Origin of the sequence: Micromonospora ureilytica (assembly GCF_015751765.1) — a bacterium.
Classification (GTDB): domain Bacteria; phylum Actinomycetota; class Actinomycetes; order Mycobacteriales; family Micromonosporaceae; genus Micromonospora; species Micromonospora ureilytica.
The window spans coordinates 3,463,040-3,476,278 of record NZ_JADOTX010000001.1; the positions used below are offsets into that span (position 1 = coordinate 3,463,040).

Sequence of the window (13,239 nt, forward strand, 5' to 3'; positions counted from 1 at the left end):
CTCGGCCGGCTGGTGCTGCTGGCCTCGGTCGCCCTCGTGGCGCTCGGGGTTTCGGCGGCACCAGCCGTTGCCGTGCGGGAGCAGCGACAGGAGCCGGCCGAGGAGGCCGCGATCAGCATCCGCATGCTGGACATCCCGGCCAGCCGGGTGCATGACCCCCGCGCCCAGGTCTACATCGTGGATCACCTGAAGCCCGGGACGACGATCAACCGCAGGGTCGAGGTGCGGAACACCTCCGCCGAGACCCAGAAGATCGAGTTCTATTCCGGCGCCGCGTCGGTCGAGAACAACGCCTTCACAGTGCCCGAGGGCCGCGCGGGCAACGAACTCAGCGGGTGGATCCGGCTGAGGACCGCCGTGATGGAACTGGACCCGGGTGAGCGGAGACCTGTCGAGGTCGAGATCGCCGTACCGAAGAAGGCATCGAAGGGCGAGCGGTACGGCGCGATCTGGGCGCAGGTCACCAGCGCGAAGGAACGCACCGGCAACGTCACCCAGATCCACCGGGTGGGCATCCGGGTCTACCTCGACATCGGTCCGGGTGGTGAGCCGCCGACGGACTTCCGTGTCGAGGGACTGGCCGCGGAGCCCGGCACCGGCGAGTTCCCGGTGGTCACCGCGAAGGTCACCAATACCGGCGAACGCGCGCTGGACATGACCGGCACCCTGTCGTTGCGCAAGGCGGCGGTCCAGGCCGGGCCGTTCAAGGTGACAAACGGCGTGACGATCCTGCCCGGCCAGAGCGGTCAGGTGCGGATCGAGGTCAACCAGGCCCTGCCCGCCGGGACCTGGGACGTGCACGCGAAGCTCGCCAGCGGCACCGTGGAGCGCACCGCGACCGGGACGATCGTCCTGCCCGTCGCGGCGCCGATGACGGTCTCGACGTCCGCCGGGCCGAGTTGGCTGGTCTACACGGTCGGCGGGATCGCCCTGCTGGCGCTGGTCACCCTTGGCGGCTGGTACCTCGTCCGCCGGCAGCGGACCCAGTTGGCCTGACGTCCACAGACCAGAGACTGCCCGGCCGTTCCTGGGGAACGGCCGGGCAGCGACGTCTGGCCGGCGGTTAGATGACGGAGTGCGTCACGACCGCCACGTAGTCGCCGACCACCAACCCCGACGGGAGGGTCACCAACAGGGTGGGGTTCCAGGTGGCCGAGTTCGGGCCTCCCGTCTGGCCGGACCACCCGGCGGCCGTACGCGGGGTGTTCAGCACCGCCCCCGGCTGCGGGACGAAGGTTCCGACCCCGGTGCTGGCCAGGGCGGCCCCGGAGGCGTACGTGATGTTGCTGTTGGGGATGGTCTCGCCGCCCGAGCCGGAACCCGTTGTGAAGTTCGTGCTGGCGACGACGCTGACCCAGTTTCCGGAGAACGGCCCGCGGTCGTCGGTCACGGTCACCGGCCCGAGTTGGCCCGAGACGCCTGTCGCGTCCGAGGTGACGGTGCCGAGCGCGGAGATCGCCGGGACGCTGATGGAGAGCCCACCGAGCGGGGTGATGACCAGCTCGACAGGTCGGGTCGCGGACTGGTTGAACGAGTCGGTCACCCGAACGGTGAACGGAAACGTCCCGGACACGGTGGGTGTGCCGGAGAGCAGGCCGGTGACCGGGTCGAGGGTCAACCCGGCGGGCAGACTCCCGGCGCTGACCGTCCAGGCGAACGGGCCCGTGCCACCGTTCACCGTCAACTGGTACTGGTACGGGTCGTAGGCCCGGCCGGGTGGCGGCGGTGGGAAGTCCAGCGTCGGCGGCGCGTTGACAGTCACCGACGCGGAGGCGGCCGACTGTGGGCCGGTCCCACCGGCGTTCGTCGCGGCCACCCGGAAGGTGTACGTGGCACCGGCGGTCAGCCCGGTGACGATCTGGGTGGTGGCGGTCCCGGTGAAGTTCTGCGGGGTCTGCGCCACGGCGCCGAGGTAGGGCGTCACTGTGTAACCGGTGATCGCCGAGCCCCCGTTGGCCGGGGCCGTCCAGCTCACCGTGGCGGCGTTGGTCCCCGCCGTGGCCGAGGTGTTCGTCGGCGCTCCCGGCAGGGTGTACGGGACCACCGCCGCCGAGGGTGGGCTGGCCGTGCCGGTCCCGTAGGCGTTGACCGCCGCCACCCGGAAGGTGTACGACGCGCCGGCGGTCAGCCCGGTCAGGGTTCGGCTGGTGGTGGAGGCGTCGAACGTGACTGTCGGTTGGGTGACGCCGTCCCGGATCGGGGTGATCAGGTAGCTGGTGATCGGGCTGCCGTTGTCCGCCGGCGCGGTCCAGCTCACGGCGGCGCTGGTGACACCCGCGACCGCGGTGGGCGTGGTCGGTGTGCCGGGCGCGGACGCGTAGACGAAGTTCGCCGCCCCGGCGGAGCCTCGGGTGACGACGCTGACAGTGACCGTCGCCGGGCTGGAGCGGGCGGGCATGGTGGAGATGCCGAGGGTGCCGTCGGGGTTCACGGTGAAGCAGCCGGCGGCCGGGCCGGAGGTGCACGGGACCAGCAGTACCGACGTGCCGGCCTGCTGTTCGGCGGCCGTACCGATGGTGATCGCGGTCGCGCCGGTGAGGTTGCTGCCGCCGACGGTGACCGCGATGCCCCCGGAGATCGAGCTCTGCGCCGGGGTGACGGTGACGCCGCTCGGTGCGGTGGCCGGCGCAACCGCCGTGGCGACAGTGGAGTAACCGGGGTTCGCGTCGATCGAGGATGAGGTCGCCACCGTCGCGGTCTGGATCAGCGTCGGCGTCACGCCGGTGCCGGTGACTGTCGCGACGACGGTGATGGGCGGCAGGGAGGTGCCGCCGGCGAACGGGCCGTTGCTGTTGGTGCAGGTGATGGTCTGCCCGGACGGTGCGCCGCAGACCCAGCCGGAGCCGTACGCGGCGCGGGGCACGACACCTGTGGGCACGGTCTGGGTGACGGAGATCGGGGACGTCTCGGTGGCGCCGGCATCGACCCCGGCGGTGATCGTGTAGGTGACCGGGTCACCGGGCTGTGGGGTGGCGCCGACCGCGCTGGTCTGCGCCACGTTCAGGTCCGGTACCGGGTTGAAGCTGACCGCGCGCGCGTTGTCGACCTCGTGGAAGTCGGTGACCGAGCCGGTGGAGCCCACCCAGCCGAATGCGAGTTGCCGGGGGTAGCCGCTGGCGTTCAGCCAGGTCGGTGACGGGTACAGGCTCGGCGACACGACCGGGAGGGCGCCGGCCAGGGTCCGCGCCGCGCCGCCGACGGGGGTGAACCTGACCCGGTACTCCCCGGCCGGAACTGTGATGCCGGTGTCGGTGGTGAACGGCGACGAGGTGGTGTTGGCGACCACCTCGACCGGCACCACCGAGGCGGGCCGGGTGGCGGCCCGCAACGCCAGTGCCGGCGAGGATGTGGTGGTGGCGGTGCTGTTGATCGCGCAGTAGCCGACCCCGTTGCGGCCCGGTCCACGGATCACGACCTGGCCGGGGACCCGCGTGTTCGTGGTCGAGATGTACGGCGGGTTCGTGCATCCGGTGCCCTGGTAGAGGCTGTTGCTGAAGTTGCCGAAGACATCGAGCCCGATGCCCAGGTAGCCGTTGGACAGACCCACCGAGCCACCGTTGAACGCTGCCGAGTAGCCCAGTGATCCGCCCGACTGGCCGATCACCGCCGGCGACCGCGGGTTGGCGGGGTCGACCGCGGCCAGCGCGAACGCCAGGCCGTCCGCCCCGGTGCTGATGCCGCCGTACTGGTAGGTGTTGAAGGTGACGTGCAGCCCCTGCGAGGTGGGCACGCTCACCGCACCGAACACCCCGCCCTGCCGGTTCGCGACGGCCGGGGTGAGCCGCAGTTTGCCCGCGCCCTGCGGATCGGTCGCCGTCGGGCAGCTCAGTAGCGGGCCGATGGTCGAGTTGCCCGCCGCGCTCAGGCAGGCGACGTTGGTCGCGGTCGCGGCCGGCACGCCCGGCACCACCACCGCGCCGATGCCGTTCGCGGTGTTGTTGTGGAAGGGCTGGTCGAACAGGACGGAACCGGCCGCCGACGCCGGAAGTGGCGCGACCGCGAGGGTTCCCACGGTCACGGCTACCGTCAGCGCCGCGAAGCTGCCCCGACGACTCCGGCCTCGAAACCACATGCCCACTCCCAGCTTTCACTCCAGCACCGAACCGGACTATATCCCCCTAAAACACCCACATTTCACAGACGCCGATAAAGCTGGCTCACTGCCGGGCCACACCACAGCGGACCGGCCCCCTCGGTCATGCCGAGGAGGCCGGTCCGCTGAGACTGGAAGCTGTCAGCCCTCGATGTCCCGGGGGTCGCGGCTGCGGGGGTAGGTGTTCTTCTCCCCGATCGTGCCGTCCTGCTTCTTGATCACGTGTTCGACGTCGCGGTCGGCAGCCATGTCGCGACCCTCGGCCTGCGCGTCGGCCTTCACCTCATGCGTGCTGCTGGCGCGCTCGTGGCCCTCCGGCTTGTTCTTCCACTGCCCGTCCTCGTGGTACGTGTCGACATCACCCTTGGCCATGGCCGGCTCCTCCCTGCGTCTGAACTGTCTCCCGAATCAGTGCCCCCGAGCCGTGGCGGGCAAACTGCGGTCCTCAGGAGACGGCCGGGCAGTTGTTGCTGACCCGCCGGAGGATCTGTTCGCGTTCGTCGGTGGTGATGCCGGACGGCGTACCGTCGAAGTGGGTCTCGACCTTGTCCCAGCCGCGGCGCTGCTCGTAGTGCAGGTGCGGCGCGCCGGAGTTGCCGGTGCTGCCGAGCCGCCCGATCTGGTCCCCCTGGGCGACCTTCTGGCCGACAGTGACCAGTGGCGGTTCGAGCATGTGCAGGTACTGCGTCTCCCACTTGCCACCGTGGTCGATCTTCACCCAGTAGCCACCGCCGCGCCCCCGTGGGCCCTCCGGGTTCTCCGGGGTGCGGCCGCCCAGCGACCCGTTGATGCCCGCCACGGTGACCGTGCCGGCGTACGACGCGAGCACCGGCCGCCCCCACGTCTCGCCCTCGACCGGGAAGAAGTCGACGTCGTAGTCGTCGTGACCGGGGTAGGTGCTGAGCTGCCACGTCTCGCCGCAGGTCACCGGCATCTGGAAGAGCGGGCGCGGCCCGGCCGGTCGCAGCATCGGCACCGCGACCACCGCGACGCCCAGGACGGCCGCCACCGCGATCAGCGCGAGGAGAACCCGGATGGCACGGCTTCGGGGGCGTCGGTGGGAACGGGCTGTGGTCGGGCGGCCGGTCGTCACCGGCCCGAGCATGGCAGATCCCGGCAACCTCCCGACTCCGGGCCGCACCCGGGGGCCGACACATTGCAGTCGTATCGCAAACGAGATACGGTCAGATGCAATGCAGTTGTATTGCAAAGAGAGTGGGCTGCCATGCACGTGATCGCATTGTCCGAGGTGACCGCCACCATGACCGCACTGGTCGGCGGCAAGGCGGCCGGGTTGGGCGAGCTGATCCGGCACGGCGAGCACGTCCCCGACGGTTTCTGCCTCACCACCGAGGCGCACCGGCTCGGCGTCATCCCCACGGCCGAGGTCGTCGCCGCGTACGAGCGGCTCGGCGCGGGCCCGGTGGCGGTGCGCTCCAGCGCCACCGCCGAGGACCTGCCGGACGCGAGCTTCGCCGGGCAGCAGGACACCGTCCTCGACGTCACCGGCACCGTCGAGCTGATCGCCGCCATCGAGAAGTGCTGGGATTCGTTGCACGCCTACCGCGCGACCGCCTACCGCGAGGCCCACGGAATCGATCATCAAACGGTGCGAATGGCCGTCGTCGTGCAGCGCATGGTCGCACCCGCGGTGGCCGGAGTGCTGTTCACCGCGAACCCGCTGACCGGGCGCCGCGACGAGATGGCGGTCGACGCCGCTCCCGGCCTCGGCACGACAGTGGTGGACGGCGCCGCGGCCGTCGACCACTACGTCCTCGACGACGCCGCGCGCCCCGCCGCCGGATGCCTCACCTCCGCGCAGCTGGCCCGCCTCCGCGCCACCGGCGAGCGGTTGCAGGCCCACTTCGGCTGCCCGCAGGACGTCGAGTGGGCGATCGACGCGGACGACGTGCTGTGGCTCCTGCAGTCCCGGCCGATCACCAGCCTGTTCCCCGCCCCACCGCGCAGCGGCAAGCCCCTCCCCCGCGTCTACCTGGAGTTCGGGCACGTCCAGGGCATGCTGCAACCGGTCACCCCGATGGGCATGTCGACCCTGCGGGCGCAGATCGCCGCGATGCTCGCAGCGCTCGGGGTGCGGGTCGAGATCGTCGACATCGGTGGCCGCCTCTACGGCGACCTGACCGACCTCGCACGCGACAGGTCGTCCCGCAAGCGACTGGTGAAGCTCCTGGCTGTCGACTTCGGGCCGCGCGCCCAGGCGGTGATGCGGCACGTGCTGGCGGATCCCCGGTTCGCCCCGACCAGCGGCGGCGCCCGGCGCGGCGGGGCGCCGGGGGCGGCGTCGCTGCGGACGGCCGGCCGCGCGGTGGTGGGGATCCTGCGGGCGCTGGCCCGTCCCGAGGCCGCGCGGAACCGGATGTTCGAGGCGATCGAGCAGATGAGAGTACGCGCAGCCGCCCCCGCCGACCTGCGTACCGCCGCCGACCGGCTGCGCTTCGTGCAGGCGCGGGACGCCGACGACAGCGCCGACGCGATCATGTGGCCGATCGTCGCCGGGATGCTCGCCACCGCGCTGCCGACCGCGCTCCTCAAGGGCGTCGCCGGCCCGGACGAGATCCACGCCGTGCTGGGCGGCATGCCGCACAACGTCACCATCGAGATGGACCTGGCCCTGTGGCGGCTCGCCCAGGGCGCGGGCGACCACCGCCAGCTTCTCCTCGACACCCCACCGGCCGAGTTGGCCGCACGCTACCTGCGCGGCACGCTGCCCGAGATCGGCATGGCGGCCTTCCTGGACGTCTACGGTCACCGCGGCGTCGCCGAGGTCGACCTCGGTGTGCCGCGCTGGGCGGAGGACCCCACGCCGGTCTTCGCCGCGGTCGCCAACTACCTGCGGGTCACCGATCCGCAGCAGGGCCCCGACCAGCGCTTCCAGCGAGCCGCGTCGGCGGCGGAGACAGCGCTGCGGGACCTGGTCGCGCGAGCCCGCCGTCGGCGGCCGGTGCGGGGCAGGATGGCCGGTTTCCTGCTGCGCCGGGCGCGGTCGTTGGCCGGCCTCCGCGAGGCCGGCAAGTTCGCCGGGCTGTACCCACTGCGCGAGACCCGCCGGCAACTGCTGCTCATCGGCGCCGACCTGCACGGCTCCGGGTTGCTGGACCAGCCCGACGACATCATGTTCCTGACCCTCGACGAGGTGCACACCGCCGTACACCAGGGTGTTGATCTGCGCGGTGCCGTCACCGCCCGACGGGCGGTGCACCGTCGGGAGCTGCGGCGTCGGACGGTGCCGGTGGCACTGCTCTCCGACGGTACGGATGTCGAGAGCGTCCTGCCGGGGGTGTCGGCCGGCGACGGGACGCTCACCGGAGTTGGTGCGTCGGCGGGCCGGGTGACCGGTCCCGCCCGGGTCGTCCACGACCCGGGCACCGCCCACGTCGAACCCGGCGACGTCCTGGTGGCCGCGACCACGGACCCCGGCTGGACCCCGCTGTTCCTCACCGCGGCGGCGCTGGTCACCGAGACCGGCGCGATCATGGCGCACGGCCCGACGGTGGCCCGTGAGTACGGCATTCCCGCCGTCATCTGCGTGCCGGACGCCACCCGGACCATCACCACGGGGCAGCTCGTCACAGTGGACGGCGGCGTCGGAACCGTGACGCTCCACCAACCGTCGGCCCCCGAGGGAGAAGGACGACCATGACCGACACGAAGACGCCGACCAGGGCACGGGTGGGCCCGCTGCTGCGGCGGGCGGCCGAACTCGAGGCCGCGACGTGGCGCAGCCTGTACGCGTGGGCGCGCCGCCGCCCACTGCCGCTGGGGCCCGGCGACGAGCCGTTCGGCTACCTCGGCGTGGTCAAGCCGATCCTGGGCATCTTCATCGGCCTGTCGGTCGTGGAGATTCCGATCTTCGACGTCGTGGTCACCCACGTGGTGCCGTGGCGGCCCGCCCGCTGGATCGTGCTGGGCCTCGGCATCTGGGGTCTGCTCTGGATGATCGGCCTGTTCGCCAGCATGACGATCCATCCCCACGTGGTGGGCGATCGGGGGCTGCGGGTGCGCCTCAGCTCGGGCATCGACATCTGGATCCCGTGGACGGACGTCGAGGCGCTGCGCAAGCGCTACCGCTCGCTGCCGTCGAGCAGGTCCGTGCAGGTCGAGCAGGAGGGCGACCGTCGGGTGGTGTCCATCTCGGTCGGCAGCCAGACGAGTATCGACGTCCTGCTACGCCGCCCGCTGATCTTCGACCTTCCGAAGACCGGTTCCACACCGATGAACGAGCTGCGACTGTACGCCGACGACCCGGACGGCCTGCTGCGCAGCGCGCGAGGCACTCCGGTGAGCCAGACCGTCAGCCGGTGACCGCCGCGCTGGCGGAGTCTCCGGGCCACCCACTGTGAAACGATCGAGGCCATGCCCAAGAAGGTCGATCACCAGGAGCGACGCACTCTCATCGCGGACGCGCTGATGCGGGTCGCCGCGGATCAGGGCCTGGAGGCCGTCAGCCTCCGACACGTGGCCGCCGCGGCCGGAGTATCCGCCGGGATGGTCCAGCACTACTTCCGGACCAAGGACGAGATGATGGCGTTCGCGCTGAGCGTGGTGCGTGAGCGCAGCCAGCTCCGGGTCACCGAGGCGGTGGCGCGGCTGGGCGAGACCCCGCCGCCTCGACTGCTGCTGCGCACCATGCTCGCCGCGCTGATGCCGCTCGACGACAACACCCGCGACGACGGGCGGGTGGCGCTCGCGTTCCTCGCCTACACGGCGGTGCGACCATCGGCCGCGCCCAGCCTGCACGAGGACACCGCGCAGTTCACCGGGTTCATCGCCAGCGTCCTGCCCGACCGGCACGGCGCCGCCGCCGCGGCCGGCCTGCTGGCGCTGATGGAGGGGCTCGGTGTCTACCTGCTGGGCGGGCAGTACACCGCCGAGCAGGCGCTGGACGCGCTGGACGCCCACCTCGACCTGCTCTTCGGCTGATTCCGTCGTAGCTGGGCGTTGGCCCCCGGACAGGGTGCGGCACAGACCAGGATGAGCGGATGAGCCGCGTCCACCGGTCCCGGCCGGTGCTGGTCGAGGAGGCACACCGGGCCACCACCTTCGAGATCTTCTTCGACCTGGTTCTGGTGTTCGCGCTGACGCGGCTCATCGGTTTCATGGCGGAGTCGCTGGGGCCGCTCACCCTCTACCAGGGGCTGCTGCTCCTGCTCTGGTTCTGGTACGCGTGGAGCTGTTACGCCTGGCTGGCCAATCAGGTCCGCGCGGACAACGGCCCGGTGCTGGCCGGGATGCTCGCGGCGATGGCCGCCATCTTCGTGGCCGCGCTGGTGATCCCGCAGGCGTGGCAGCGCCACGACGGCGTGCTGAGTCCTCCGCTCACCCTGGCGATCGCCTACATCGTGGTCCGTGGGCTGCACCTCGGCCTGATGACCTACGCCTCGTCCGGCAACCCGCAGTACCGCCGGCAGACGCTGCGCTTCGCCGTGTCCACCACTGTCGCCTGGGCCCCGCTGCTGGTGGGAGCCGTCCTCGGCGGGACCGCGCAGACCGTGCTGTGGACCGTGGCGTTCCTCGTCGACTACGGCGGCGGCCGGATCGCCACCGCCGCCAGCTTCGGCGAGGTCCGCAGCGGGGCGCACTTCGCCGAACGCCACGGTCTGGTGCTGATCATCGTGCTCGGTGAGTCCCTGCTGTCGGCCGGGGCCGGCGCGGGCCTGGCGGTGATCGCCTGGCCGGTGCTGGTGGCCGCGGTGTTCGGCTTCGCGGCGACCGTCTGCCTGTGGTGGCTCTACTTCGTGGGCGTCGCCCCGGCCGCCGCTGAGGTGCTGACCTCGGCCTCGCCGCGCTCCCGGCGCCGCCAGCAGTTGGCGTCGGATGCGTACACGCTGGCACACCTGCCACTGGTCGCCGGGGTCGTCTACTTCGCCCTGGGCATCCACCTGATCCTCGCCAGCCTGACCGATCAGACTCGGCACCCCGCCGGGGAGCCGATGGGGTGGCCGGCGACGACAGTGCTCTACGGCGGGACCGCACTCTACCTCGTCGGCCGTCTGCTGTTCCTCCGGCTGACCGTACGCGGCACGCCGGGTCAGCTCGTCGCGATCGGTGTCGTCCTCCTGTTGCTGCCGGTGGCCCGGACACTGCCCGCGCTCGCCGCCCTCGGGCTGCTGGTGGCCTTCCTCGCCGCCCTGGTGCTCTACGAGCAGCTGACCCGGGCCAACGGAGCCCGGGCCAGCTGACCGGCTCAGTGGTTCGTGACGCCCGCCCGCGCCTTCAGCCGGCGCAGCTCGGCGGCGGACATGAGCCAGGTGGAGTTCGTCGTGCCGAGACCGAGGAGCACCTGGTCGAAGGAGTTGCCGTCGTTGTCGTCGGTGTAGCAGACACTCACCTCACCCCAGGGCGACGCGGCGACCGCGAAGTGCTCCTGCCGACCCGTCGTGGTCTGACTCAGCGCCTGTGCGGCCAGCCGGCCGGTGGAGCTGCCGTCCGGGTTGAGGCCCCGCGCCCACACGTCCGGGTTGGCGCCGGAGACCGTCCAGCCCACCACGACGTTGTCCTGGTCGTCGATGCCGACCCCCGGAGCGATGGCGCCGGCGCCGGTGGAGACCGGGACCTCGTCGTGTCGGGCAGTGCCCGTCGCGGTGAACGACCGAGCCCAGACACCCCGGGTGCCGGTGTGGTCGGATTCCCACCCGACGCTGAAGTCGCCGGCGAAGTTCGCCGCGACCGAGGCACGTTGCTGCTGCCCGCCGCTCTGCGCGTTGGCCGTCCGCCGCGACAGCGCCACGGCACCGTTGGACCGGGCCAGCCGGGTCAGCCCGATGTTGTACGAGCCGTTCGCGTCGGCGTCCTCGTCCCAGACCACGATCGCCTCGCCGGACGCGGACACCGCCACGTCGGGACGGTGGTGCGTGCCCGTCGTCTGCGAGGCCGTCACCTCGTACGCTTTGGTGGTGGCCGCGGTGAAGCCGGCGGCCCTGACGGTGGCGGGAGCGGTTCCCTGCACGTCCTCCCAGGCCACCGTGAAGCCGACGGCGGCGGCGTTGGTGGGCGCGCCGTCCGGGTCGACCGACACCTTCGGCCAGATCTGTTGCCCGGCGTCGCTGGCGTTGGCCTGCCCCGAGCCGAGCACCGCGCCGGCGGGTGACACCACCCGGTACTGGATGTTGTAGACGCCGTTGCCGTCGCCGTCGGCGGCCCAGACCACCACGGCGTTGCCCCGGTCGTCGAGCCCCACGTCGGGGCTGATGTGCCGCCAGGCGGCCCCGCTGGTTCCCCCGGTGCTGAGCTTCAGCTCGTACGCGGGCGTGCCGTCGCGGAACAGCCGCAGGTAGATCTCGCTGTGGGTGTCGTCCTCCGGGGCGGTGCCGTCCCGGTCGTCCTCCCAGACCACGGCGACGTGACCGTTGCGGTTCATGACGATGGAGGGCAGGTCCTGGTCGCCGGTGGCGACGCTGTTCGCTGTGGTCCAGGTGACCGCCTCGGCGGTCATCGCCGGCGGGGCAGGCACCACGTTCGGGACCAGCAGGGACGCGGTGAGCAGTGCGGTGATCGCGGTCATGGTGGCTCTCTCCCTTACCCGGCCTGCAGGCCGGGCTGGCCGTCGAGGATGACGAACGAGCGCACGGTGGACGCCGCCGCGCCGTGCTCGGTCACGGTGTTCACCGCGCGGAAGTCCGCGCGGACCTGGCTGCGGCTGATGGTGGTACGGACGTAGCCGCGCCGGTCCGAGTAGAACTTCAGGTGCGGGTTGGGCGCCGCGTTCGGGACCGTGGTGCTGCCGCTGCCGTTGCCGGTCGAGCTGATCGAGGTGCAGACCAGCTCGGTGCCGATGGTTGCCGAGGAGGGGCTGGTGTAGTCGGCCTTGAGGTTGTTGGCCCATGACCGGTGCACGTCGCCGGTGAGCACCAGCGGGTTGCGCACCCCACGCTGCTGCCAGCCGTTCTGGATGCGGCTGCGGGAGGCCCGATAGCCGTCCCACGCGTCCATGCTCGCCGCCCCGTTGGCGTCGAGCTGTTGGGCGAAGAAGACCTGCTGGCCGAGGATGTCCCAGGTGCCGTAGCGCTGGGCCAGCCCGTCGAGCAGCCACGCCTCCTGGGTGGCGCCGGTCAGCGACCGGGAGGCCAGGTCCGCGTCGGCGCAGACCTTCCAGCCGTCACCACAGGCCTGGTCGTCGCGGAACTGCCTGGTGTCGAGCATGTGGAAGGTGGCGAGCTGCCCCCACCGGACCCGTCGGTACAGCGGGATGCTGTTGCCGTTGGCGGCGGACGCCGGCCGCAGCGGCATGTTCTCGTAGTAGGCGCGGTAGGCGGCGGTCCGCCGGGCGGTCCACTGGGCGGCGGTGAGCGTCGGGCTGCTGTCGTTGCGGACCATGCTGGCGTAGTTGTTCTCCACCTCGTGGTCGTCCGGCACCACGAGCCAGGGAGCCGCCGCGTGTGCCGCCTGCAGGTCCGGATCGGACTTGTACAGCGCGTACCGGCGGCGGTAGTCGGCCAGCGAGACGATCTCGGCGCCGACGTGCTGCCGCACTGTGGAGGTGCCGACGCCGCCCTCGTAGATGTAGTCGCCGAGGTGCAGGATCAGCCCGGGGTTGTCCTCGGCCATCCGCCGGTAGGCCGTGTAGTAGCCGGCCTCGTAGTGGGCGCAGGAAGCGAAGGCCATCACCAGGTCGCGGCCGAAGGAGCTGGGCGCCGGGGCGGTCCGCGTCCGCCCGACCGGCGAGATCTGGCCCTGGGCCCGGAACCGGTAGTAGTAGTCGGCGTCGGCGGCGAGTCCGCCCGCGATGGCGTGCACGGCGTGCGCGTCGGCGTACCTGGCTTCCACTGAGCCGGAGGCGACCAGCGACGTGAACCGATCGGTGGTGGACACCTGCCACTCCACCGTCACGTCGGCGTTGGCCATGCCGCCCTGCCCGTCGGCGTTGAGCGGGGACGGTGCCAGCCGGGTCCAGAGGACCACGCTGTCGGGCGCCGGATCACCGGACGCCACACCGAGTTTGAAGGGGTACGGCACCGCGGCGCGGGCACCCTGGCGGGGTGTCACCGCGACTCCGGCGGTAACCAGTCCACCGAGGACGAAGATGCGACGGCTCAGCCTTGTCATGGTCAACAGCCTCGGGAACGTCGATGAACGGCGATGGCTGCGGGGCGGAATCCGACATGACGGAATGCTGTCCGCGCCAAGGC

General features: G+C 71.7%; 10 protein-coding genes. 5 read left to right on the top strand and 5 right to left on the bottom strand.

The genetic code is table 11. The annotated features are described in order from the left end of the window. Positions 1–12 precede the first annotated feature (12 nt). A complete protein-coding gene (locus IW248_RS15480; RefSeq protein WP_196927571.1) occupies positions 13–996 on the top strand; it encodes a COG1361 family protein in 984 nt (327 codons plus the stop codon). A gap of 67 nt (positions 997–1,063) precedes the next feature. Here the strand turns inward: IW248_RS15480 and IW248_RS15485 are convergent, their stop codons facing one another. The 3 genes from IW248_RS15485 to IW248_RS15495 all read right to left on the bottom strand — a co-directional run bounded on the left by IW248_RS15485 (position 1,064) and on the right by IW248_RS15495 (position 5,198). Then, positions 1,064–4,072, bottom strand: coding sequence for a fibronectin type III domain-containing protein (locus IW248_RS15485; RefSeq protein WP_196927572.1), 3,009 nt, complete (start codon positions 4,070–4,072; stop codon positions 1,064–1,066). A 162-nt stretch (positions 4,073–4,234) separates the two neighbouring features. Continuing rightward, the gene (locus IW248_RS15490; RefSeq protein WP_196927573.1) at positions 4,235–4,465 is read right to left on the bottom strand and encodes a DUF2188 domain-containing protein; all 231 of its coding nucleotides are present in this window, start codon (positions 4,463–4,465) and stop codon (positions 4,235–4,237) included. A 73-nt stretch (positions 4,466–4,538) separates the two neighbouring features. Beyond that, entirely contained in the window at positions 4,539–5,198 is a 660-nt protein-coding gene (locus IW248_RS15495; RefSeq protein ID WP_196927574.1) for a M23 family metallopeptidase, read from the bottom strand. 120 nt (positions 5,199–5,318) lie between these two features. On the opposite strand from IW248_RS15495, the gene IW248_RS15500 reads away from it, so the two are divergent. The 4 genes from IW248_RS15500 to IW248_RS15515 are packed head-to-tail and all read left to right on the top strand — an operon-like array spanning position 5,319 to position 10,293. Continuing rightward, entirely contained in the window at positions 5,319–7,754 is a 2,436-nt protein-coding gene (locus IW248_RS15500; RefSeq protein ID WP_196927575.1) for a PEP/pyruvate-binding domain-containing protein, read from the top strand. After that, positions 7,751–8,416 (top strand): hypothetical protein, encoded by a 666-nt coding sequence (locus tag IW248_RS15505; protein WP_196927576.1) that lies wholly within the window; start codon positions 7,751–7,753, stop codon positions 8,414–8,416. Before IW248_RS15500 ends, IW248_RS15505 begins: the two co-directional genes overlap by 4 nt. 51 nt (positions 8,417–8,467) lie before the next feature. Then, positions 8,468–9,034, top strand: coding sequence for a TetR/AcrR family transcriptional regulator (locus IW248_RS15510; RefSeq protein WP_196927577.1), 567 nt, complete (start codon positions 8,468–8,470; stop codon positions 9,032–9,034). 59 nt (positions 9,035–9,093) lie between these two features. Further along, complete coding sequence (locus IW248_RS15515) at positions 9,094–10,293, top strand: low temperature requirement protein A (RefSeq protein WP_196927578.1); 1,200 nt, start codon at positions 9,094–9,096, stop codon at positions 10,291–10,293. Positions 10,294–10,298: 5 nt separating this feature from the next. On the opposite strand, the gene IW248_RS15520 is transcribed toward IW248_RS15515, so the two are convergent. Both IW248_RS15520 and IW248_RS15525 read right to left on the bottom strand, forming a co-directional pair. Next, entirely contained in the window at positions 10,299–11,615 is a 1,317-nt protein-coding gene (locus IW248_RS15520; RefSeq protein WP_196927579.1) for a hypothetical protein, read from the bottom strand. Positions 11,616–11,629: 14 nt separating this feature from the next. Continuing rightward, positions 11,630–13,156, bottom strand: a complete 1,527-nt coding sequence (locus IW248_RS15525) for an alkaline phosphatase D family protein (RefSeq protein ID WP_196927580.1) — start codon at positions 13,154–13,156, stop codon at positions 11,630–11,632. Positions 13,157–13,239 lie beyond the last annotated feature (83 nt).